The sequence below is a fragment of the Salegentibacter echinorum genome, from assembly GCF_900129445.1.
Classification (GTDB): domain Bacteria; phylum Bacteroidota; class Bacteroidia; order Flavobacteriales; family Flavobacteriaceae; genus Salegentibacter; species Salegentibacter echinorum.
Window position 1 is genome coordinate 262,669 of record NZ_FQVT01000004.1, and the last position, 23,892, is coordinate 286,560.

21 protein-coding genes are annotated in these 23,892 nt (G+C 38.9%); 16 read left to right on the forward strand and 5 right to left on the reverse strand.

Annotation, left to right across the window (positions count from 1 at the left end; translation table 11 throughout):
- From BUA71_RS08995 to BUA71_RS09005, 3 genes are read left to right on the forward strand one after another with little or no spacing between them, the layout of a single operon-like run.
- Nucleotides 1-366, forward strand: coding sequence for an MmcQ/YjbR family DNA-binding protein (locus BUA71_RS08995; protein WP_072878859.1), 366 nt, complete (start codon nucleotides 1-3; stop codon nucleotides 364-366).
- Nucleotides 356-2,140 (forward strand): MutS-related protein, encoded by a 1,785-nt coding sequence (locus BUA71_RS09000; protein WP_072878861.1) that lies wholly within the window; start codon nucleotides 356-358, stop codon nucleotides 2,138-2,140. The genes BUA71_RS08995 and BUA71_RS09000 overlap by 11 nt, the downstream gene beginning before the upstream one ends.
- A 42-nt stretch (nucleotides 2,141-2,182) precedes the next feature.
- Nucleotides 2,183-3,190 carry a metal-dependent hydrolase gene (locus tag BUA71_RS09005; protein ID WP_072878863.1) on the forward strand — a complete coding sequence of 336 codons (1,008 nt, stop codon included), beginning with the start codon at nucleotides 2,183-2,185 and terminating at the stop codon, nucleotides 3,188-3,190.
- Between the two features lie 20 nt (nucleotides 3,191-3,210).
- On the opposite strand, the gene yihA is transcribed toward BUA71_RS09005, so the two are convergent.
- Nucleotides 3,211-3,816 carry a ribosome biogenesis GTP-binding protein YihA/YsxC gene (yihA, locus tag BUA71_RS09010; RefSeq protein WP_072878865.1) on the reverse strand — a complete coding sequence of 202 codons (606 nt, stop codon included), beginning with the start codon at nucleotides 3,814-3,816 and terminating at the stop codon, nucleotides 3,211-3,213.
- Nucleotides 3,817-3,933: 117 nt separating this feature from the next.
- A complete protein-coding gene (locus BUA71_RS09015) occupies nucleotides 3,934-4,698 on the reverse strand; it encodes an alpha/beta fold hydrolase (protein WP_072878867.1) in 765 nt (254 codons plus the stop codon).
- A 278-nt stretch (nucleotides 4,699-4,976) separates the two neighbouring features.
- Here BUA71_RS09015 and mraZ point away from each other — a divergent pair, with 278 nt between their 5' ends.
- The 13 genes from mraZ (at nucleotide 4,977) to ftsZ (ending at nucleotide 21,115) form a co-directional block, all read left to right on the forward strand.
- Nucleotides 4,977-5,444, forward strand: coding sequence for a division/cell wall cluster transcriptional repressor MraZ (mraZ, locus tag BUA71_RS09020; RefSeq protein ID WP_072878869.1), 468 nt, complete (start codon nucleotides 4,977-4,979; stop codon nucleotides 5,442-5,444).
- Nucleotides 5,431-6,327, forward strand: coding sequence for a 16S rRNA (cytosine(1402)-N(4))-methyltransferase RsmH (gene rsmH, locus BUA71_RS09025; RefSeq protein ID WP_072878871.1), 897 nt, complete (start codon nucleotides 5,431-5,433; stop codon nucleotides 6,325-6,327). Before mraZ ends, rsmH begins: the two co-directional genes overlap by 14 nt.
- Nucleotides 6,328-6,365: 38 nt before the next feature.
- Nucleotides 6,366-6,683, forward strand: coding sequence for an FtsL-like putative cell division protein (locus BUA71_RS09030; protein WP_072878884.1), 318 nt, complete (start codon nucleotides 6,366-6,368; stop codon nucleotides 6,681-6,683).
- Complete coding sequence (locus BUA71_RS09035) at nucleotides 6,684-8,675, forward strand: penicillin-binding protein (RefSeq protein WP_072878886.1); 1,992 nt, start codon at nucleotides 6,684-6,686, stop codon at nucleotides 8,673-8,675.
- Nucleotides 8,672-10,138, forward strand: a complete 1,467-nt coding sequence (locus BUA71_RS09040) for a UDP-N-acetylmuramoyl-L-alanyl-D-glutamate--2,6-diaminopimelate ligase (RefSeq protein ID WP_072878888.1) — start codon at nucleotides 8,672-8,674, stop codon at nucleotides 10,136-10,138. The genes BUA71_RS09035 and BUA71_RS09040 overlap by 4 nt, the downstream gene beginning before the upstream one ends.
- A 31-nt stretch (nucleotides 10,139-10,169) precedes the next feature.
- Nucleotides 10,170-11,408: a phospho-N-acetylmuramoyl-pentapeptide-transferase gene (mraY, locus tag BUA71_RS09045; protein WP_072878890.1), complete on the forward strand. Its 1,239-nt coding sequence runs from the start codon at nucleotides 10,170-10,172 to the stop codon at nucleotides 11,406-11,408.
- Nucleotides 11,409-11,618: 210 nt separating this feature from the next.
- The gene (gene murD / locus BUA71_RS09050; RefSeq protein WP_072879101.1) at nucleotides 11,619-12,941 is read left to right on the forward strand and encodes a UDP-N-acetylmuramoyl-L-alanine--D-glutamate ligase; all 1,323 of its coding nucleotides are present in this window, start codon (nucleotides 11,619-11,621) and stop codon (nucleotides 12,939-12,941) included.
- Nucleotides 12,942-13,122: 181 nt separating this feature from the next.
- Nucleotides 13,123-14,331, forward strand: coding sequence for an FtsW/RodA/SpoVE family cell cycle protein (locus BUA71_RS09055; RefSeq protein WP_072878892.1), 1,209 nt, complete (start codon nucleotides 13,123-13,125; stop codon nucleotides 14,329-14,331).
- Between the two features lie 94 nt (nucleotides 14,332-14,425).
- The gene (murG, locus tag BUA71_RS09060; protein ID WP_072878894.1) at nucleotides 14,426-15,520 is read left to right on the forward strand and encodes an undecaprenyldiphospho-muramoylpentapeptide beta-N-acetylglucosaminyltransferase; all 1,095 of its coding nucleotides are present in this window, start codon (nucleotides 14,426-14,428) and stop codon (nucleotides 15,518-15,520) included.
- Nucleotides 15,521-15,594: 74 nt separating this feature from the next.
- Entirely contained in the window at nucleotides 15,595-16,950 is a 1,356-nt protein-coding gene (murC, locus tag BUA71_RS09065) for a UDP-N-acetylmuramate--L-alanine ligase (protein ID WP_072878896.1), read from the forward strand.
- Nucleotides 16,940-17,656, forward strand: a complete 717-nt coding sequence (locus BUA71_RS09070) for a cell division protein FtsQ/DivIB (protein WP_072878898.1) — start codon at nucleotides 16,940-16,942, stop codon at nucleotides 17,654-17,656. The genes murC and BUA71_RS09070 overlap by 11 nt, the downstream gene beginning before the upstream one ends.
- A 3-nt stretch (nucleotides 17,657-17,659) precedes the next feature.
- The gene (gene ftsA, locus BUA71_RS09075) at nucleotides 17,660-19,027 is read left to right on the forward strand and encodes a cell division protein FtsA (RefSeq protein WP_072878900.1); all 1,368 of its coding nucleotides are present in this window, start codon (nucleotides 17,660-17,662) and stop codon (nucleotides 19,025-19,027) included.
- Nucleotides 19,028-19,123: 96 nt separating this feature from the next.
- Nucleotides 19,124-21,115 (forward strand): cell division protein FtsZ, encoded by a 1,992-nt coding sequence (gene ftsZ, locus BUA71_RS09080; RefSeq protein WP_072878902.1) that lies wholly within the window; start codon nucleotides 19,124-19,126, stop codon nucleotides 21,113-21,115.
- A 54-nt stretch (nucleotides 21,116-21,169) separates the two neighbouring features.
- Here the strand turns inward: ftsZ and BUA71_RS09085 are convergent, their stop codons facing one another.
- From BUA71_RS09085 to BUA71_RS09095, 3 genes are all read right to left on the reverse strand, one after another.
- Nucleotides 21,170-21,358, reverse strand: a complete 189-nt coding sequence (locus BUA71_RS09085; protein ID WP_072878904.1) for a hypothetical protein — start codon at nucleotides 21,356-21,358, stop codon at nucleotides 21,170-21,172.
- 369 nt (nucleotides 21,359-21,727) lie between these two features.
- Nucleotides 21,728-22,285: a hypothetical protein gene (locus BUA71_RS09090; RefSeq protein WP_072878906.1), complete on the reverse strand. Its 558-nt coding sequence runs from the start codon at nucleotides 22,283-22,285 to the stop codon at nucleotides 21,728-21,730.
- A 64-nt stretch (nucleotides 22,286-22,349) separates the two neighbouring features.
- Nucleotides 22,350-23,876: a helicase HerA-like domain-containing protein gene (locus BUA71_RS09095; RefSeq protein WP_072878908.1), complete on the reverse strand. Its 1,527-nt coding sequence runs from the start codon at nucleotides 23,874-23,876 to the stop codon at nucleotides 22,350-22,352.
- Nucleotides 23,877-23,892 lie beyond the last annotated feature (16 nt).

Genomic DNA, 23,892 nt, shown 5'->3' on the forward strand with positions numbered 1-23,892 from the left:
ATGAATATTGAAAACCTTAGGGATTATTGCCTTTGCAAGAAAGCGGTTACAGAAGAATTACCTTTTGGTCCAGATACCCTGGTTTTTAAAGTTATGGGCAAAGTTTTTGCACTAACAGGTCTTGATAAAGTACCACTTAGTGTAAATGTAAAATGTGATCCAGAGAAAGCGGTAAAATTGCGTGAAGCTTACGAAGATAATATTTTGCCGGGTTATCATATGAATAAAAAGCACTGGAATACGGTTATTTTAGATGGGCGTTTAGCTCCAAAATTAATCCTTACTATGATAGACGATTCTTACGATTTAGTGGTGCGTGGATTAACTAAAAAACAACAAAAAGAAATTAAAGATTTTGACGAATAATAAACCCCTTCAATTTTATAAAAAACAGAGAGAAGCCCACCAGAAAGCATTAGATAAAATTTCCAAAAAACTTTTGGTTTCCAGCCTGGTTAGGCTTTTGCTGTTTCTGCTTATTTGCTTTGCTGTATATTATTTCTTCGGAAATATGAATATCATCGTGCCGGCGGTAATTGGCGGTATTGCTTTATTTCTTTACCTGGTTTCGCGGCATAGCGATTTAAAAGATGAAAGCGATAAACACAAAGAAAGCATTCGACTTAATGAGTTGGAAATAGAAATTTTGGAGCATCGCAATTATCAGGATTTGCCAGATGGGAGTCAGTTTGATGATCCCCTTCACGCTTTTAGTCAGGATGTAGATTTATTTGGACGAGGGTCTTTTTTTCAATATGCCAACCGAACCGCGCTTTATGAAGGTACCAATAAACTTGCTGCAATTTTTACTGAAAATAGTATTGACGATATCCCGCGAAAACAGGAAGCGATAAAAGAACTAGCGCAAAAACCAAAGTGGCGCCAGGAATTTACTGCGCTTGCAGGTCTTGTGAAAACTGAAACTCCTTCTAAAGTAGTGGTGAATTGGTTTAAGAATTATAGAAAATTTGTACCAAACTTTATCAAATGGTTACCGCCGGTTTTTTCGGTAATTTCTGTAATTTTTATCGCGGCCTATTCTTTCGATTATATTAAGGGAATTCACCTGTTACTGTGGTTTTTAGTAGGTGTACTCTTTACCGGTATCTATCTTAAAAAAATTAATTTACTTTCTGGAAGTGTAAGCAAAATACAGGACACTTTCCATCAGTATCATTTTTTAATGGAATTGTTGGAAAGAGAAGAATTTTCTTCGGAAATTTTAAAAAAGAACCAGGCCAGGATTCACGCTGAAAAGAAAAAGGCATCTCAAATCTTCAGGGAATTTTCAAGGGCGATAGATTCACTGGACCAAAGAAATAATTTTCTCTTTGGAGTGCTTGCCAATGGCTTTTTACTTTGGGACCTCAAGCAGAGTTATAAGTTGGAAAAATGGATTACAGCTTATGGGCAAAATGTAGCCAATTGGTTTGAAGTTATAGAATTTACCGATGCCTACAATTCCCTGGGAAATTTCGTATTTAACCATCCTGCCTATGTATTTCCGGAAATACAACCGCAAAAAAATGGAATTTCAGCTAAAAACCTCGCACATCCATTATTGGACCCCAGGAAACGGGTTGCGAACGATTTTAATATTGGGGACGAAGAATTTTTTATCATTACCGGAGCAAATATGGCTGGGAAAAGTACCTTTTTAAGAACTGTTTCCCTGCAAATTTTAATGAGTAATATTGGCTTGCCGGTTTGCGCCGATGCCTGCCAGTATTCCCCAATAAAATTGATAACCAGTATGCGCACCAGCGATTCATTAAATGACGATGAGTCTTACTTCTTTTCAGAATTAAAACGCCTTAAGTTTATTGTAGATGAAATTAAAACCGACCGGTATTTTATTATTCTCGATGAAATTTTAAAAGGTACCAATAGCAGTGATAAAGCCATTGGTTCCAAAAAATTTATACGAAAACTGGTCAAATCGAATTCCACAGGAATTATCGCCACACACGATTTAAGTTTATGCGAAATCACTTCAGAATTAGAGCAGGTAAAAAATCACTATTTCGACGCTGAAATCATAAATAATGAGTTGCATTTTGACTATAGGTTTAAAGATGGTGTTTGTCAAAATATGAATGCTTCTTTCCTGCTGCGAAAAATGGAAATTGTAGACGATTAATCTCTCGACTGCGCTCGAGATGACGCTTGGTATAAATAAAATATGGATTCATTAACTCAAATAGTACTTGGCGCCGCGGTAGGGGAGGCTGTACTCGGTAAAAAAGTAGGAAATAAGGCGATGCTTTATGGCGCGATTGCCGGCACCATCCCAGATTTAGATACCTTTGCAAGTGCCTTTACAGATACCATAACCGCTACCGAAATACACCGCGGCTTTACCCATTCTATTGTTTTTTCGGTCTTGTTTGCTCCCGTGTTTGGTTGGCTTATTTCCAAAATTGAGCGAAAATCTATAGCCACCTGGAAAAACTGGTCTTGGTTAATGTTTTGGGGGTTTTTTACGCATCCGCTTTTAGACGCACATACCACCTGGGGCACTCAGCTGTTTTGGCCATTGGAAACACGCCTGGCGTATAAGAATATTTTTGTGATAGATCCACTTTACACGCTGCCTTTTTTGATTTTTCTAATCCTGGCAATGCGACAAAAAAGGGGCACTAAAAAAAGAAGAAAATTAAATAATCTCGGGCTAATTGTGAGTAGTATTTATTTGTTATTGATCACGCCGGCATTAAAACTTTATACCTTTAATAAATTTACCGACGCCCTGGAAAATCAGGAAATCAACTATCGTAAAATTGAAACCAAACCGTCACCTTTAAACGCTATGCTCTGGACGGCAAATGTGGAGGTTGAAGATGCCTATTTAATTGGAAATTATTCAATTTTCGATACGCAACCTATTCAGTTTGTTTCTTATCCCAAAAATCACCAGTTACTGGGAGATTGGAAGGATAAACGAAACATTAACCGACTCATAGCAATTGCCGAAGGCTGGTACACTATTTCTAAAAAAGATGGAAATCTGTATTTTAATGACTTACGTTTTGGAACTTTAAGTCCCGTAGCAGATACCAACGCAGACTTTGCTTTTAGCTATAAACTGGAAGAAGAAAACGGCGAAATAAAAGCAACAGAAACCAAAAAAAGACCCAGCGACGCTAAAAAGTTATTGGGGCAATTAGGACAACGTATTTTGGGAAACTAGAAATTCAGGACTGCCTGAACTTATTCAGGTTTCAATTCTTCGTTAATAGCTTCTATGTACTCTAAAATTTCTTCCTGTCCCAATTTAGAATTGGCAGAACTCACAAAAAATTCTGGCATGGCTACCCAGGTTTCCAGCATTTTATCTTGATAAGCATTTATATTCCTTTCTAAAACTTTAGGCTTCAGCTTATCTGCCTTAGTAAATATGATATTGAAAGGAATGTTGTTCTCTCCCAGCCATTGCATAAACTCCATATCTATAGGCTGCGGGGCGTGCCTGCTATCTATTAAAACAAAACAACAAACCATTTGCTTGCGTTCCCGGAAGTAGGCCGTGATAAATTTCTGAAAAACCTTTTTTGAAGATTTAGAAACTTTTGCATAACCATACCCGGGCAAATCGACTAAATGCCAGTCTTTATTGATTAAAAAATGATTTATAAGTTGCGTTTTGCCGGGTTTCGCCGAGGTCTTGGCCAGAGATTTACGGCCGGTAAGCATATTGATTAAAGAAGATTTGCCTACATTACTACGGCCTATAAAAGCGTATTCGGGTAGCTTGCTATCGGGACATTTTTCTACTTTAGCATTGCTTATCACAAATTCGGCCGACTTGATTTTCATTTTTGTAAAATTTGATTAAGCTTTGTGTTGTCTAATGGATTAGGAAACAGCTTATTGCTTGAGATTAACTCTTTTGGAATTCCTCATTACTCCGGGAATATCAAAATAATTTTCTATTTAAAAATTCCGCTTTTTTAACCAGGTGTGCAGCACTTCATTAAAAAGATCTGGATGTTCCATCATCGCTGCGTGGCCACATTTATCAATCCAGTAAAGATCGGCATCGGGAAGTAATAGATTGAAATCTTCGGCAACTTCAGGAGGGGTAACATTGTCATCTTTTCCCCAAATGATACAGGTTGGAGTTTCCATCTTTGGAAGGTCCTTAGCCATATTATGTCTTATGGCGCTCTTGGCAATGGCAAGGGTTTTTACCAGCTTGTTGCGATCACTTACCGTTTTATAAACATCATCCACAACTTCTTTGGTGGCTACTTCGGGGTCATAAAATACGTCCTGTGCTTTTTTCTTTATAAATTCATAGTCTCCCCGTCGCGGGTAACTTTCACCCATAGAATTTTCGTAAAGTCCAGAACTCCCGGTTATGATTAAAGCCTTGACGGTTTCGGGGTATAATTTGGTAGCTAATAAAGCGATGTGGCCTCCCAGGGAATTTCCAAGAAGTATAACTTTTTCATAACCCTTATAATCTATAAACTCTTTTAAAAATTTTGCGAAGGTTCCCACACTGGTCTTTAATAGCGACATGGAGTATAAAGGAAGCTCTGGTATAACTACCTTATAACCCTGTTTTGGGAAGTAATCTATCACTCCATCAAAATTGCTTAGTCCGCCCATAAGTCCGTATAAAATAACTATTGGGGTTCCTTCTCCTTGCTCCAGGTATTTAAACTTTCCCTCTTGCCTTAAATTACTTTTCATTGATTGGCTTTGCGTTTCGCAATCGCAAATATAGCGATTTCATTACAAGTATAATCATTTTTAAGAAATAGCAAAGTGATTTTAAAATGCTTTTTTTAGCCGTTTTTATAACTTTTAACAAGAAAATTGCAATAAAAACCAAGCCTCTGAAAGTTAAACAAATAGCGCTATTGCAAAGTCTTTCAGCTAAATAGAATGGGAAAACTTATTAACAAAGTGGTAGAAAGTGGTAAAATGTGGTAAAAATTTCAATATATTTGGCTTTATAAAGGAAGACTGTGGTAAATCTAATTGGAACATATGAGTGCAAAGCAGATGCGAAGGGCCGCTTAATGGTGCCTTCAGCATTAAAAAAGCAGCTTGCGCCTATGCTTCAGGAAGGTTTTGTGCTAAAACGTTCGGTTTTTCAGCCTTGTTTAGAGTTATATCCTATGCAGGAATGGAATGTTTTAATGCAGAAAATAAACGGACTAAACCGTTTCAAAAAGAAAAACAACGATTTTATAAGAAGGTTTACCGCCGGTGTAAAAGTGGTGGAAGTAGATTCTAACGGTCGTTTGTTGATTCCCAGGGACCTTATTGGATTTGCGGGGATAAGCAAAGAAATCGTGTTGTCTTCTGCTGTGAATATTATTGAAATTTGGGATAAAGAGAAATACGAAAGCACCATAGACGAGAGCCAGGACGATTTTGCAGAATTGGCTGAAGAAGTTATGGGTAATGACGATTTAGATGCAATATCATAAACCTGTTTTGTTAAAAGAATCTGTAGATGGCCTTAATATTAGGGAAGATGGCGTGTATGTGGATGTGACCTTTGGCGGTGGCGGCCACTCACGGGAGATTCTCAATAGGTTGGGGCCTAACGGGAAGCTTTTAGCTTTCGATCAGGATAAAGATGCGTTGCAGAATAAAATTGAAGATCCCAGGTTTACACTTATCCATGAGAATTTCAAATTTATAAAACGCTTTTTACGTTTTTATGGCGTAAAAAAAGTAGATGGTATCCTGGGGGATTTTGGGGTTTCTTCTCACCAATTTAATGAAGCTGAAAGAGGTTTCTCTACACGTTTTGATGCGCGTTTGGATATGAGAATGAATCAAAATAGTGCTTTAAGCGCTTACGAAGTGATTAATGAATATGAAGAAGAACAGCTTAAGGGTATCTTTTACGCCTATGCCGATCTTAAGAATGCGCCAAAACTGGCCCACTTAATCGTAGAAGCCCGGGAGCAGGAACCTTTAACTAATAGTGAAACCCTAAACGAATTATTGAAGCCTCATTTGTTTAAAGGAAAGGAGAATAAAATCCTGGCGCAAATATACCAGGCGATTCGCATAGAGGTAAACCAGGAGATGGAAGTATTAAAAGATTTTTTAAAGCAAACCGAAGACCTGGTGGTAAAAAATGGGAGAATAAGTCTTATTTCTTACCACTCGCTGGAAGATCGGTTGGTGAAAAGATATATAAGAAGCGGACTTTTTGAAGGGGAGCCAGAAAAAGATTTCTACGGAAATATTTCTGTTCCGTTTAAGAAAGTAGGAAAATTAATTGTGCCTTCTTCCGAAGAAATAAAAGAGAACAACCGGGCGAGAAGCGCAAAACTTAGAATAGCGAAAAAAATATAATGTGGATTTCAGGTATTCTGAAATTTGAATAGGAAAAGATGAAAAAAGGTTTTTACAACATACTAAGAGCTAATTTTTTAATTAGTCGTGATGCTAAAAACAACTGGTGGTTTATAGTTTTTTGTACCGGGCTGGCCATTATTATGATTGCCAGTTCCCACAGTGCAGAACGCAAAGTGCATAAAATAGCTAAGCTACATAAAGAAGTGAGGGAGTTAAAAAGTGAATTTGTAGATAGACGATCTGCTTTAATGCGGGTGAAAATGGAATCTACAATAACGCAAAAAATGAAAGAACGTGGGGTTTTACCTTCTGAAAATCCGCCGTATAAAATTAAAGTAAAGATTAAGGAGTAAATGGCAACAACCGAAAAAGGCATATTGAATAGATTGTACTTCGTGGCAGCTTTTATGTTCCTATTTGCTATAGCGGTGGGTATTAAGCTTCTGGATATTCAGTTTGTAGATGGGGATCATTACAGGGAGCTTGCCGAAGAACGTACGGTGCGGAGTTTTAAAATTCCTGCCAGTCGGGGGAATTTATATGATTCCAATGGAAATTTGCTGGCTACCTCTGTACCTAAATATGATATTAGGTTTGATGCCGTGACGGTTTCCGATAAAGATTTTCAGAATAATATTAAAGGTCTTTCAAAAGAATTATCAAAGATGCTGGGAAGATCGACTACTTATTATTCGCAGCGGTTACGTCAGGCACGCGCCAACGGGCAACGCTATCTATTGATTACCGAAAACCTGGGATACTCAGATTATTTAAAAATAAAATCTTTTCCCATGTTCAATCTTGGCACTTATAAAGGCGGGATGATCGTGGAGCAAAGAACGGTTAGGGAGCATCCTTTAGGTAAGATGGGAGAGCGAACCGTGGGGTATGAGCGCCAGGACGAAAATGGATATTTCACACGGGTTGGTTTAGAAGGAGCTTTTAGTTCTTACCTAAGAGGCACCGATGGTCGTCGCTTAAAACAAAAGATTGCCAAAGGCCAATGGAAGCCAATTAGCGACAATAACGAAGTAGAGCCCAGGGACGGTTATGATGTGATTTCTACCATAGATGTAAATATTCAGGATATTGCTCATCACGCATTGTTAAAACAACTGGAAGATTTTAAAGCCGAACATGGGACCGTAGTAGTGATGGAAACCAAAACCGGTGAAATAAAGGCGATGTCCAACCTAGGACGCACCGAAGACGGGAATTATTTTGAAAAAAGGAATTATGCGGTTTATGAATCTCACGAGCCGGGTTCTACTTTTAAATTAATGGCGTTAACTGCTGCTTTAGAAGATAATGTGATAGACACCAGTGCTGTGTTGGATACAGAAAATGGGGTTGTGCGGTATTATGGAAGACCGGTGCGGGATTCCCGCCGCGGCGGTTATGGGAAAATCTCTGCCGCCCGTGCTTTTGAGGTTTCTTCAAACACCGCATTTACCAAAATTATTACCGAAGGTTATAAGGATAATCCTTCAAAGTTTGTGAACACTTTATATGATATGGGGCTCAATGAGAAGATTGGCCTCAATATAAAAGGAGAAGGGCAACCCAGGATTCCTCACCCTAAAGATAAAAATTGGAATGGATTAAGCCTTCCCTGGATGGCTTTTGGCTATGGTGTTTCCCTTACACCTTTGCAGACTTTGAACTTTTATAATGCGATTGCGAATAACGGTGAGATGGTAAAGCCTCGCTTTATAAAAGAAGTAAAGGAATGGGATAAAACCATACAAAAAGTAGAAAAGGAAGTAATGAACCCGCGAATTTGTTCTCCGGAAACTGCTAAAAAGCTTCAGGAGATCATGAAGAATACGGTAGAGAAAGGTACCGGCTCTGGTATATATACGCCAAACTTTTCTATGGCCGGAAAAACCGGAACCTGCCAGGTGGAGTATTGGATAGAACCGGGAAGGTATATAGCATCCTTCGCCGGATATTTCCCCGCAGAAGATCCCAAGTATTCCTGCATTGTGGTAATTCATAAACCAGATAGAAGAATTGGTTATTACGGTAGCACTGTTGCGGCACCCGTTTTTAAGAAGATAGCTCAAAAAATATATACCGATACCCCTGTAATGGATACCCTGCCGTCTTTAGAGGTGCAGAATAAAAAGGTAATAGATGATTTCGAAACCTATTATGCCAAAATAGAAGCCGAAAAACTAACCATGCCAGATGTCACCGGAATGCCCGCCATGGATGCAGTTTCTTTACTGGAAAATATGGGTTTGAAAGTGAATTTTAGAGGTACGGGCCGGGTGAAGAATCAATCGGTGGCAGCAGGACAGAAAATAAAAAATAATCAACAGGTAAAATTAAATATAGGTTGAAAGTCTTTAAAGACATATTATATAGGGTGCAGATAGAAGCCGTGGTAGGAAGTACTTCGGTAAGTATCAATAAACTTCAATTTGATTCCAGGAAAGTGGAGTTAAACGATGCTTTTGTGGCCATTAGAGGTAGCATTTCAGATGGGCATAAATTTATTGAACAGGCTGTAAATAATGGAGCACTTGCTGTTATTTGTGAAGAAATTCCAGAGCAAATAGTGAATGGAGTAACCTACGTTGAGGTTAAAAACACCCAGCAGGCGTTGGCATTTATGGCCGCTAATTATTACGAAAATCCTTCTGAAAAATTAAAACTAATTGGTGTAACAGGAACCAACGGCAAAACTACTATCGCAACCTTGCTCTACAATCTATTTACCAAAGCGGGGTTTAAAGTTGGTTTACTATCTACCGTAAACGTAAAAGTAGGAGATAAAGCTTTTGACGCGGTGCGCACTACACCAGATTCTATTACCATAAACGCCTATTTAAAGCAGATGAACGATGAGGGTGTGGAGTTTTGTTTTATGGAAGTTAGTTCCCACGGAATAGATCAACATCGCACTACAGCACTCGAATTTGCCGGTGGTATTTTCACCAATTTAAGCCACGATCATTTAGATTATCATTCCAGTTTCGTTGAATACCGCGATGTGAAAAAACGGTTTTTTGATGAATTGCCAGCTTCGGCCTTTGCGCTGGTAAATACAGATGATAAGAACGGCCAGGTAATGTTGCAAAATACAAAAGCACAAAAATATACCTATGCCTTAAAATCTTACGCCGATTATAAAGCGCAGATCCTGGAAAATTCTTTCACTGGTTTATTGCTAAAAGTTAACGACCAGGAGCTTTGGACCAGGTTAATAGGCTCTTTTAATGCTTATAATGTTTTGGCGATTTATGCTGCTGCAGAATTATTAGGCCTGGAGACTTTAGAAAGCTTAAAGATAATTAGCGAGCTCAATTCGGTTAACGGGCGTTTTCAATATGTGATTTCTGCGGAAGAAAAAATCACTGCGATTGTAGATTATGCCCACACGCCCGATGCTTTAAAAAATGTATTGGAAACTATAAATAACATCCGCACCAAAAACGAAGAATTAATTACCGTAGTGGGTTGTGGCGGGGATCGCGACAGTACTAAAAGACCTAAAATGGGACATATCGCATCTGCTTTAAGCACCAAAGTGATTTTTACCAGCGATAATCCCAGAACAGAAGATCCAGATAAAATTGTAGAAGAAGTAGAGGCTGGCGTAGAACCGCAAAATTTCAAAAAAGTTACCTCGGTAACCAATAGAAAACAGGCTATTAAAGCCGCTTGCCAAATGGCTAAGCAAAATGATATAATCCTTATTGCCGGGAAGGGTCACGAAACCTACCAGGAGATTAATGGAGAGCGAAAAGACTTTGATGATCTAAAAATAGTGAACGGGTTTTTAAAACAATTAAACAAGTAATACCAGGCTTTTAAAAAGCGCAACCGAAGATATGTTATACTATTTATTTCAATATTTAAATGAAAATTACCAGGTGCCTGGTGCAGGGTTGTTTGAATATATTTCATTCCGCTCTGCTATGGCGATTATTTTGTCCCTGGCAATTTCTACCATCTTCGGTAAAAGAATTATAACTTATTTGTTGGCTAAACAGGTTGGGGAAAGCGTACGGGATTTAGGTTTAAGAGGACAAAGTGAAAAGGCCGGGACTCCAACAATGGGAGGGGTTATTATCATTTTTGCCACCTTAGTCCCTGTTTTATTGTTCGCTAAATTGGAAAATGTTTATGTGATCCTGCTCATTATCACTACTTTATGGATGGGAACCATAGGGTTTATAGATGACTATATAAAAACATTTAAGCAGGATAAAGAAGGACTCCAGGGAAAATTTAAAGTTATTGGCCAGGTGGGGCTTGGGCTTATTGTTGGCGGTACTATGTTCTTTCACCCGGGAATTACAGTAAAAGAGGAGACAAACAAACCGGCGCAGGAAGAGCAACAATTGGTGCAAACCTTTCAGAATGCACGGGAGCTGGGACCAGAAGAAAAATCTACTGCGACCACCATTCCTTTTGTGAAAAATAATGAGTTTGATTATTCCAGTTTAATTACCTGGATAAACCCTGCCCTAAAAAACTATGCCTGGTTAATTTTTATACCCATAGTGATTTTTATTGTAACTGCCGTTTCCAATGGTGCTAATTTAACCGATGGTATAGATGGCCTTGCCGCGGGTTCTTCGACAATAATTGTGCTCACCCTGGGGATTTTTGCCTGGGTTTCGGGGAATATTTTTTTCTCAGATTATCTAAACATTATGTACATCCCCCGCTCTGGGGAGATGACAATTTTTATAAGTGCCTTTGCGGGTTCTTTAGTAGGATTCTTATGGTACAACACCTATCCCGCCCAGGTTTTTATGGGCGATACGGGAAGTTTAACCATTGGTGGGATTATAGCGGTAATGGCCATCGCCACCCGAAAAGAATTATTGATTCCTCTTCTCTGCGGAATTTTCTTAGTGGAAAACCTCTCGGTGGTGTTGCAGGTGGGATGGTTTAAAATCACCAAAAAGAAATATGGTGCCGGAAGACGAATTTTCCTAATGTCGCCATTACATCATCATTACCAGAAACGGGGCTATCACGAGAGTAAGATTGTAGTTCGGTTTTGGATTATAGGAATTTTCCTGGCCATTGTAAGTATTATCACCTTGAAGATAAGGTAGTGGAATAGAGAATCGCAAATAGAAAATAGAGAAAAGAAAATAGATAACAAATAACAGGATAGAAGCAAAATATAATATCCGGAATCAATAAGTAAGGTTTAGGATAGAATTAAAAGAGCTAATCAAATATTTAAAACTGTGTCACAAGAAAACCAAAATACTAAAGATCTAAAGCGCTCTTCCTGCGGGAGATATGAGGGGAATGCTTTAGTGATTCTCGGTGCCGGCGAGAGCGGGGTGGGGACTGCTATTTTAGGTTTAAAACAGGGTTTTGATGTTTTTGTTTCAGATAAAGGAGCGATTAAGGAGAAGTATAAAACGGTACTAAACGAGTTGCAGGTGGACTGGGAGGAAAACCAGCACAGTGAAGAGCGAATCCTTAAAGCCGATGTGGTGATGAAAAGTCCCGGGATACCGGATACTGTAGCTATTGTTAAAAAACTAGAGGCAAAACATATACCTGTAATTTCAGAAATAGAATTTGCGGCTGTTTTTACTTCAGCAAAAATAATTGGAATTACCGGTAGTAACGGGAAAACTACGACCACAAAATTTATATATCACATTCTTAAGCATGCCGGGATTAAAGCCGGGATGGCCGGAAATGTAGGCGATAGTTTTGCAAAAATGGTAGCAGAAACCGCCCCTGATTGGTTTGTACTCGAGTTAAGCAGTTTTCAGCTGGATGGGATACGGGATTTTAAACCGGAAATTGCCGTTTTAACCAATATCACACCAGATCATTTAGACCGGTATGAACATAAGCTGGAGAATTATATCGCTTCAAAATTTAGAATTGCAGAAAACCAATCGGCAGAAGATTATTTCATCTACGATTTCGATGATGAATTGATTAAGTCCTGGTTAGAAGATCATCCCATAAAGTCAGAAAAAATGCCGTTTTCCCTTCAGCAAAAAATGGAAAACGGAGCTTATATAGAAAACGAAAATATTATTGTCAACATTAAAAACGATCAATTTAATATGCCAACATCAAGTTTAGATTTGCAAGGTAAACACAACACAAAAAATGCAATGGCTGCGGCCACAGTATCTAAATTACTGCGCATTAGAAAAAATACTATTCGTGAGAGTATGGAGAGCTTTCAGGGAGTAGAACACCGGCTGGAAAATGTGCTAAAAATCAATAATGTACAGTACATTAATGATTCTAAAGCCACTAATGTAAATGCTACTTTTTATGCCCTGGAGAGTATGACTACGGAAACTGTTTGGATAGTTGGGGGTACCGACAAAGGAAATATCTATGATGACCTTTTACCACTTATCAACGAAAAAGTAAAAGCGATTATTTGTCTTGGAGTAGATAATGAAAAGCTGTTTCGCAATTTTGGTAATTGTGTAGATACCATTCTAGAGACACAATCTATGCGCGAAGCGGTGAGCATGGCTTACGCTATTGCTGAAAAAGGGAACTCGGTGCTACTTTCTCCCGCCTGTGCAAGTTTCGATCTATTTGAAAATTATGAAGATAGAGGGCGACAGTTTAAAGAGGCAGTAAGAAACCTCTAAAATGAAGTGGCTTTTTAAAAGGTTGAAGTTAGAATAGACTTTTTTACAAAGCAAATAGTCACTAAAATAGTATTAAAGTAAACTATCTCGTAAAAGAGATTACGAGATATTATAAAAGAAGATTTTTAATTTTGAGATAAACTTTAAAATATTTAAATCTCGATTATCGAGTAGAAGTTAAATGAGCAACATTTTTTCAAATCTTAAAGGTGATAAGGTTATCTGGGCTACGGCCGGGCTGTTGGCGATATTTTCATTTTTGCCCGTTTATAGTGCCAGTAGTAATCTTGCTTATTTATATGGAGACGGTAGCACGTTCCATTATGTGGTGATGCATTTTTTCCACTTGCTTTTGGGCTTTTGCCTGTTATTTGCCGTGCACAAAATACCCTATCATTATTTTAGGGGGCTTTCCATATTATTGTTGCCGGTAATTATTGTGTTGCTAATCTATACTGTAGCGCAAGGTACTGTCATTGAGGGTGCTTATGCCAGCCGTTGGATTCAGATACCGGTTGTAGGGGTGACCTTTCAATCTTCTACTTTGGCCTCGGTTGTGCTCATGGTTTATGTAGCGCGTTACCTATCTAAAAAAACGAATGAAAATCTTAGCTTTAAAGAGTCAATTTTACCGCTATGGTTGCCCGTAGGTGTGGTATTATCACTAATTTTGCCGGCCAATTTCTCGACAACTGCAATCATTTTCGCTATGATCCTGGTATTGATGTTTTTAGGAGGATATCCCATAAAATATCTAGGAATTATCATGGCGGCAGGTTTGCTATTGTTAACCTTATTTATTTTAACAGCCAAAGCATTTCCCGGGGTTTTGCCCAATAGGGTAGATACCTGGGCTAATAGGATTGAGAGTTTTACCAACGGGGAAGATACCGAGGCAGATTATCAAATAGAGAAAGCGAAAATTGCTATTGCAACAGGAGGAGTAGCCGGTACAGGAATTGGAAAAAGTGTACAACGTAACTTTTTACCACAATCTTCTTCAGATTTTATTTATGCGATTATAGTGGAGGAAATGGGACTTATTGGAGCTTTTGGAGTGATGCTGGCTTATTTGATGTTGCTTTTTAGAATTGTGATTGTAGCTACTAAAGCCAATACGGTTTTTGGGAAATTACTGGTTATGGGAGTAGGTTTACCGGTGGTGTTTCAAGCGCTAATAAATATGGGGGTCGCGGTAGAGTTATTTCCAGTAACAGGTCAAACCTTACCGCTTATTAGTAGCGGTGGAACCTCCATTTGGATGACGTGTATGGCACTGGGCATAATTCTAAGTGTAAGTGCAAAGCGTGAAGAAATGAAAGAACGGGAGGAAGCAGAAAAAGAGGTAGATGAAGAAAACCCGTTAGATATATTAAGTGAAGCAATTTAGCCAGACTAATGCTGAGGGCAAAAAATAAACAAAACGCAGGAGATGATAGTTTCCTGTAATAAATTCCCACAATAGGGGGCAAGATTATTAACAAATGAAAAAGGATTTACGTGTCATATTATCTGGAGGTGGTACCGGCGGGCATATTTACCCGGCGATCGCTATTGCCAATGAGATAAAAGCGCGTAATCCTAAAACTGAAATATTGTTTGTAGGTGCGAGCAATAGGATGGAGATGGAAAAAGTGCCCCAGGCAGGCTATGAAATTGAAGGATTATGGATTAGCGGAATTCAGCGGAAACTAAGTTTAGATAATTTGATGTTTCCATTTAAATTAATGAGTAGTCTCGCAAAATCCAGAAGAATTATTAAACAATTTAAGCCAGACGTGGTTATTGGAACCGGTGGATTTGCCAGCGGACCATTACTAAAAGTAGCGGGTTCCCTGAGAATTCCCAGCCTTATCCAGGAGCAGAATTCTTTTCCGGGGATTACCAATAAACTTTTGGCAAAAAAAGCAGATAAAATTTGTGCTGCTTATGAAGAGGTGAAACGGTTTTTTCCGGCAGATAAAACGGTGATTACCGGTAATCCTGTAAGACAGGATTTGCTAAAAATTGATCAAAATAAGGAAAAAGCCTTGTCTCATTTTGGGTTGAATAAGGATAAGAAGGTTGTTTTGGTGCTTGGTGGAAGTCTTGGCGCCAGGCGAATTAACCAATTAGTAGAAGAAAATTTAGAGCTGTTTAAGGAAGAAGATATTCAGGTGATTTGGCAGACAGGGAAATTGTATTATGAGGAATATAAAAAATACCATTCGGCTTTAATACAAACTCATTTGTATTTAAATGAGATGAATCTGGCGTACAGCGCTGCAGATGTGATTATCTCACGAGCTGGCGCAGGTACGGTTTCAGAATTAAGTATTGTGGGTAAGCCGGTTTTATTTGTGCCCTCGCCCAATGTTGCCGAAGATCACCAGGCTAAGAATGCAAGCTCGGTGGTAAAAAAAGAAGCCGCATTAATGCTGAAGGAAAATGAATTGGATGAAAAGTTTAAAAATATTTTTCTGGAATTAATGGCTTCGGATGAGCAACAGCGAAAAATGGGAAGGAATATTAAGAAATTAGCGTTGCCTCATGCCACAGCTAAAATTGTAGATGAAGTTGAAAAATTGATAATAAAATAAAGCATATTCGAATTAGACCTCACGGGTTTTTAAAACCTGTGAGGTCTCGGTCTCAATTAAGACAAAAAATATAAATGCAGGATTTAAAAGACATAAAAAACATTTATTTTATCGGTATTGGCGGTATTGGAATGAGTGCGCTGGCGCGTTACTTTAAATTTCAGGGTAAAAATGTTGCCGGTTACGATAGAACTACTACCTCGCTTAGCAAAGTCCTGGAAGACGAAGGTATTCCTGTATTTTATGATGAAAGCCTAGCCGTAGTACCGGCAAGTTTTAAAGAAAAAGAAGAGACCCTTATAGTATATACCCCGGCAGTACCTCAGTCGCACGAACAGCTTCAGTTTTTTGAACAGAATAAATTTAGTTTTAAAAAACGCGCCGAAGTGCTGGGCTTAATTTCCAAAGGAAAAACAACCCTTGCTGTGGCGGGAACCCACGGGAAAACGACGACTACCGCGATTTTGGGGCACCTGTTAAAAGAAACGGGAGCAAAAGTTACCGGCTTTTTGGGCGGGATTTCTGAGGATATTCAAAGCAACCTTATCTTAAGAGGAGATGAAGTAATTGTTGTGGAAGCCGATGAATTTGACAGGTCTTTTCTACATCTTTCTCCAAATATCGCGGCGATTACTTCTATGGATGCCGATCATTTAGATATCTATGGCGCAAAAGAAGAACTTGAAAACACTTTTAGAAGCTTTGCAGCGCTGGTGCCAAAAGATGGAACTCTATTTGTGAAAAATGGCCTGGCTTTAGAGGGGAAAACCTTTGGTATTGAAGATAACGCCGATTATTCAGTAATCAATATTCAAATAAGCAATGGTACTTATCATTTCAACCTAAAAACGCCTCATGGAATTTTAGAAGGTTTTACATTTAATTTACCCGGGAAACATAATTTGCTAAACGCTGTTACCGCCCTGGCCATGGCTATTCAGTATGGCTCCCCAACCACTGAGCTGGCCAGGGCGTTAAATAGCTTTATGGGAGTTAAGCGAAGGTTTTCCTATAAAATAAAGACAAATAATTTGGTGCTGATAGATGATTATGCACATCATCCTGCCGAAATTGCCGCGGTGCACCAGGCAATACGCGAAATGCATCCGGGGAAGAAAGCTTTAGCTGTTTTTCAGCCACATTTATTCAGCAGAACTAAAGATTTTGTTGATGATTTTGCTGAAAGTCTAAGTGTATTCGATGAAGTAATGCTATTGGATATTTATCCTGCACGCGAAGAACCCATACCGGGAATTAATTCGCAGTGGCTTTTAGAGAAAATAAAAAATCCTTTGGCCAGGATAATAGGTCTAAAAGAAATTTCAGAAGAAGTAAAAAAATGCAACCCAGAGGTGGTAGTGCTTATGGGCGCAGGTAGTATTGGAGAAGAGGTAGAAACAGTAAAAAAAGCATTGGAAGATGAAGTTTAAATGGAGTTACATACAGCTTCCTTTTTTGTTGGTTTTAGTGGCCTTCCTTTATGGTTTTTCTGAACAAAGGAATAATGCGCGCAAAATCAATGGAGTGCACGTAGAATTTATGATGGGTGAGAACCTTTATGTAACCGAAGAAGCAGTTAATAAGTTGTTGATACAAAATGAGGTAGCCTCGGCAGAGATAGGTAAAGAAATTTTAGATTTGAATAGGGTAGAAAAGCTGTTGAACCAGCATGATATGATAGAAAACGCTGAAGTTTTTTTAAGCTTAAATGGTAAGCTTCAAACTAAAATAAGTCAGCGAAAACCTATTGGTAGAAGTGTAGGGGAAACCTCCTTTTATCTAGACCGAAATGGAGAAGTGATGCCGCTTTCTACACATTATTCCGCCAGGGTGCCTTTATTGGAAGGAATGAGTAGTGAGAATGTAAGAGAGGCTTTTCCATTGGTAACCTATATTCATAATGATGAATTTTTAACCAGGAATATTACAGGAATTAGGCGTTTGCCGGGAGCAAAATTTGAATTGGAGTTGCGGGAAATGGATTTTAAAATTTACCTGGGTAAGGCCGAAAACCTCGATTTAAAATTCAACAATTTTAAAGCTTTTTACAAAAAAGCAATGAACGACGAAAAATTAGAGACCTACAAAAAAGTGAATTTACAATTTGGAGATCAGGTTGTTTGCACTAAAAAGTAAATTATGGAACACAGGGAGATAGCCGTAGGATTAGATATAGGGACCACTAAAATTGTGGCCATGATTGGGCTTAAGAACGAATATGGAAAGGTAGAGATTGTAGGGATTGGGAAATCTAAAAGCCTCGGGGTACACCGTGGTGTGGTAAATAATATTACGCAAACTATCCAGTCTATACAACAGGCCATACAAGAAGCAGAAGCAGATTCTGGATTACAAATAAGTGATGTGGTAGTAGGAATTGCCGGGCAACACATAAGAAGCCTGCAACACAGCGATTACATTACCAGGCCTAAACCGGAAGATGTTATAGATGCCGATGATATTCACAGTTTATGTAACCAGGTTCATAAATTGGTAATGTTGCCGGGAGAGGAAATTATTCACGTTTTACCGCAAGAATTTAAGGTAGATGGACAGGCCGAAATCAAAGAGCCTATTGGAATGTATGGCGGAAGGTTGGAAGCAAACTTCCACGTTGTAGTGGGGCAGGTTTCTTCCATAAGAAATATAGGGCGGTGTGTTAAAAGCGCCGGCTTAGAACTTTCCGCAGTGACTTTAGAACCATTGGCATCTGCGAATGCAGTTTTAAGTCAGGAAGAAAAAGAAGCCGGGGTAGCCTTAATAGATATAGGTGGTGGTACCACAGATTTGGCCATTTTTAAAGATGGCTTGATAAGGCATACCGCGGTAATTCCTTTTGGAGGAAATGTGATTACCGAAGATATAAAAGAAGGTTGTTCTATAATTGAAAAGCAAGCCGAGCTGTTAAAGATTAAGTTTGGTTCTGCCTGGCCGGGAGAAAATAAGGATAATGAGATTGTTTCTATTCCCGGACTTCGCGGAAGGGAACCTAAGGAAATAACCTTAAAAAACCTTTCTAAAATTATTCACGCCCGCGTGGTAGAAATTATTGAACAGGTTTACCTGGAGATAAAAAATTACGGTCACGAAGAGCAAAAGAAAAAATTGATTGCCGGCATGGTTTTAACGGGTGGCGGCGCACAATTAAAGCATCTTAAGCAGCTGGCCGAATATATTACAGGAATGGATACCAGGATTGGTTATCCCAATGAACACCTTGCAGGTAGCAATGATAGCGAGACCACGAGCCCTGTATATGCTACAGCAGTTGGCCTGGTAATGAATAGCCTGGAGCACGGCGAGAAGAAATTTCAGGAAGAAGCAGTACTTAAAAGTAAGGAAGAAAGAGAAAAAGAAGAAGAGGAGCTACAGAAGGATTTTGAGCAGAAAGTAGCTGAAGAAGATGATCTTAAACAAGATGAAGAAGCTCCTAAACGTCCCCCGAGAAAAAGTATTTTTGATCGATGGGCCGAGAAGTTTAAAGATTTTTTAGATAACGCAGAGTAGAATATTTCGATATAGGCTTTAAAAGCTTTTAATCGAAAAAATAAAAAGTATAACCTCACGTAGTGAGTATAAGATAAAACCAGTAAAACAGAATTTATGAGCAGTACAGAATTCGACAACATTGCATTCGATTTACCTAAGAATCAATCGAACGTCATTAAAGTTATTGGTGTAGGTGGTGGCGGTAGCAACGCCATAAACCACATGTTCCAATTAGGGATAAAAGGAGTAGATTTCGTAGTTTGTAACACAGATGCACAAGCTTTGGATAATAGTCCCGTTCCCAACAAAATACAGTTAGGGGTGAGCCTTACCGAAGGTTTAGGTGCGGGAGCCAATCCACATATTGGAGAGCAGGCCGCGGTAGAAAGCTTCGATGAGATCAAGCAAATGCTGGATGTAAATACCAAAATGGTATTTATCACCGCCGGAATGGGAGGGGGAACCGGTACCGGTGCCGCTCCTGTTATTGCTAAACAGGCAAAGGAAATGGATATTCTTACCGTGGGTATCGTTACTATTCCTTTTCAGTTTGAAGGGAAGATGAGAAACGAACAGGCCCAGGTAGGGGTAGAAAACCTTAGAAGCCACGTAGATTCCTTGGTGGTAATTAATAATAATAAGCTTAGAGAAGTGTATGGAAACCTTGGTTTTAAAGCCGGTTTCTCTAAAGCCGATGAAGTATTGGCCACAGCTTCCAGGGGGATTGCCGAAGTAATAACCCACCACTACACGCAAAATATTGACCTTAGGGATGCTAAAACCGTATTGAGCAACAGTGGTACTGCAATTATGGGGTCTGCCCAGGCCACAGGTGCCAGCAGGGCCCAGGATGCGATTGGACAGGCTTTAGACTCTCCATTGTTAAACGACAATAAGATTACAGGAGCACAAAACGTGCTATTACTTATTGTTTCAGGTTCCGAAGAAATCACGATTGATGAAATTGGGGAAATAAACGATCATATCCAGGCAGAAGCAGGTCACAGTGCCAACATTATTATGGGTGTTGGGGAAGACGAAGGCCTGGAAGGAGCTATTTCGGTAACTATTATTGCCACCGGATTTAACGTAGAGCAGCAAAACGAAATAGTTAATACTGAAACCAAAAAGATAATCCATACTCTGGAAGATGAGCAGAAAGCCGAGCAAAATTTAAATCCGAAGAAAACACGTTCTTCTTATGCCGAGTTGGGTACTAAAGCTAAAGAAGAACCTGCAACCCAGGCAGAACAGCCGAAGAGTAAAGTTGTGCATACTTTAGATGATAGTGTGGAAGAAGTAGATGCGGTAGGAAATATTCACACAAAAGAGGAAGAGTTATATAATACTCCACAGGCTGCCCGCGATATGGAAGTGACTGCTGAAGAAGTAAATCCAGAGGATTTTATCATTAATGATACTTCAGAAGAAACTAGAAGTGTTGAGGTAAACGAGCCGGAAGAAATACAGGACGAAAATGATGACCAATTTATGTTCACTTTCGATTTTCCTATCAATCAGGAAGAAGAAGAAAACAAACCGGAAGAAAGAACAGAAAAGCCCAGGCAGGAAGTAAGGCATCAATTAGAAGAGGATAAGTCTAAAAATATAGAGGTTAATGAACCGGTAGAAGTAAATACCGGGGAAACCAGAGGTTCAACCCAGGCAGAAAAGCGCTATAGTTTAGACGATTATATGGAAGTAGAGCAATCTTTAGAGAGTTCAAAACCTAAAAAAAAGGAAGAACCTAAAGATGAAACTGTAGCTTTTGAGAAAAGAACAGTAAAGCCGCAACCTAAAAAGGAACCGGAAGCACCCCAGGAAGAAGGAGATGAAGACCCAATGAATAATCCTATTTCTGAGGTTTTGATAGAACGCGCTGCAGAACGAAGAGCGAAAATGAAGGAATTTAATTACAAATTTAGAAGTAATGCCGCGCGAATTGATGAGATAGAAAAGCAACCTGCTTACAAAAGACAGGGAGTAGATTTAGACTCTTCTAATCCCGGGGAAGGGAAGTTATCCCGAACCTCGCTGGGAAAAGATGATAATGATGATCTTCATTTTAGAAGAAATAATTCTTTTCTACATGATAATGTAGATTAACCTGTTGTTATACTGCTCAAAAAAAAGGTGCCCGAAAAGGCACCTTTTTTAATTCTATTTAGGCTCATCGGTATCTTTGCGCCGTTTTATTAGAGAGATTCCCGAAATAAAAAATATAAAGCCTATAATGGCTAAAGCCCAGGGGCTTATCGCCAGACCAATACTTCCAAAAATTCCCAGAATCCCCATAACTAGTGCTATAGCTCCTCCTACGGTTAAGATTATTCCTAAGGTTTTAATCATAATTAAAGGTTTTATACCAATTTAACATGAAAATATATTTAAAATCGGTATTCGTTAGTAATTTAAAGATAAATAAAGTTTTTTGGTGGAAATGGGAATTAACGTGTTTTTAGATATTCATTATATTTATCTTCACTAATGTGCAATAAAATGACATCCAATTAGCAAGTGCTCATTATAGCAAATTCTACAAGCGATTTCCTGATTAACCTCCTTGTTATTAGAAATCTTAACGAAAAGAGTTGGTTGATAAGTATTCCTTGTGAAAAAACAGGATTCTCAGTTAGTTAGAGTTTAGTCTTTACTCTTTTTTTAGCCGCGATCATGCTTGTTTCTATACCGAACAATAGTGATTGTAAAACACATCCCTTACTCCCAGTAAACCATAAAGTATTTGATTTTTGCATCATCGGGAATTTGAGAGGCCATAATTTTAGAGTTGGTGTCATACCTAAGATCGGCGGGAAGTTCTTTTTTATCTATAGTAAGGTAAACATTAATTTCATCGATAAAAACAACTGCCGCATTTAAGGTGTTTTCAATTCGGGAGATGTTGTAGTTTTCCATAACATCTTTAAACGTACTGTTGGTATTGAGCCCGCTTTTGGTTTTGTAACGTGGGTCTAAAACCCTAATATAACCTACGGTACTTGTAGTGTCAAACTCCTGTAAAGGTTCCAGGATCATTAAAGCTTTTCCGCCTTTTTCAAATACTTTAATCTCATCGGTAGCGCGCAATTCACGAGTGCCGCTTTTTTGCTTTACCAGGGAATCTTCAGCAAAAATAGAATCCAATTGGTTTATTCTAACATCTTTCTTTACCGGTCCCACCTGGTTGGCAGTAATTCTAAATGGATTATCCTCTTCTTTCTGGCAGGAGGTAAATCCCAGGCTTAATCCTATTACGAGTAATAAATATTTTCTCATTGATCTATAATTTAATTTTATACCTCCCAGGAGGCTACAAATATGAATTGCTGTATTTAACTTTTTATTTCAATAATTTATTTAAAACCCCCATCACGCCCCTAATAAATGCTGCGCTGGTGAGTACCTTGAGCAAAGCTCCTTTGCTTTTTTTTGAAGTCCTTGAAGTAGTTTTACTTACTTTTTTCAACTTTTCTGCTTCTGCTGCCGCTTTCTCTTTACCTTCCCTTGCTGTTGCCTCTTCAATTTTTTTGTTCAACAGTTCGTAAGCGCTCTCGCGATCAATATCTTCGCTGTATTTAGCTTTTAATTTAGAAGATGCAATAAGTTCTTCCAATTCGCCTTCGGTAAGTACATCCATTCGGCTCATTGGCGCCCTTAATATAGTAGCTGCCAGGGCAGACGGCCTTCCTTTCTCATCTAATGCCGAAACCAGGGCTTCTCCAATTCCCAGTGAAGTGAGTTCATTTTTAGTGTCGTAATATGCTGAAATGGGATAGTTTTCTGCAGTTAATTTAATGGCCTTACGGTCTTTGGCCGTAAATGCTCTTAATGCGTGTTGAATTTTTAATCCCAGTTGTCCCAATACTTCGGAAGGAACATCGGTAGGGTTTTGTGTGACAAAGTACAAGCCGACTCCTTTAGACCTAATCAATTTTACGATGCTTTCTATTTGATCCTGCAATGCATCTGAAGCTTCTTTAAAAATAAGATGAGCTTCATCTATAAATAGCACCAATTTTGGTTTGTCGCTGTCACCCTCTTCGGGGAAAGTGTTATAAATTTCGGCAAGTAAGCTTAACATAAATGTTGAAAACAGCTTGGGTTTATCCTGGATATCGGTAAGACGCATGATATTCACAAACCCATTCCCGTTTTGATCTTTTCTGGTAAGGTCCTGTACTTCAAAAGAGCGTTCCCCAAAAAAACGCGAGGCTCCCTGTTGTTCCAGGGCAACAATTTTTCGTAATAAAGCCCCTGTGGAAGCTTTAGAAATTCTTCCGTAGTCCTCTTCAATATTTTCGCGTCCCTCATTGGTGACGTATTGAAGCATCTTTCTTAAATCTTTTAGATCTAAAAGAGGAAGTTGATTATCGTCACAATATTTAAAAATTACCGCCAGCACACCTTCTTGCGTTGGTGTGGCATCTAAAATTCGAGAAAGGAGGATAGGACCAAATTCACTAACGGTAGCCCGCAACCTAACACCGTCCTGTTCTGAAATTGTAAGAAATTCAACCGGGGATTTGGCTTTTTCGAATGGGAAGCCCAGTTTTTCATGTCTTTCGTGCAGAAAAGCTTCTCCTGAAGATTCTTTAGCTATTCCACTTAAATCCCCCTTTACATCCATAAGTAAAACCGGTACACCTTTTTGCGATAGGTTTTCTGCCAGGATTTGCAGGGTTTTACTTTTTCCGGTTCCCGTGGCCCCGGCGATGAGACCGTGACGGTTCATCGTTTTTAAAGGAATCTTTACGGCAGCATCGGCATAGGTTTTGCCATTTTGCATGGCTGCACCCAAATGGATAAAATCTCCTTTAGTTTGGTAGGATTTCTTAATATGTGTTATAAATTCCCGGGTTTTATCCACGTTTTAATATTTTTAA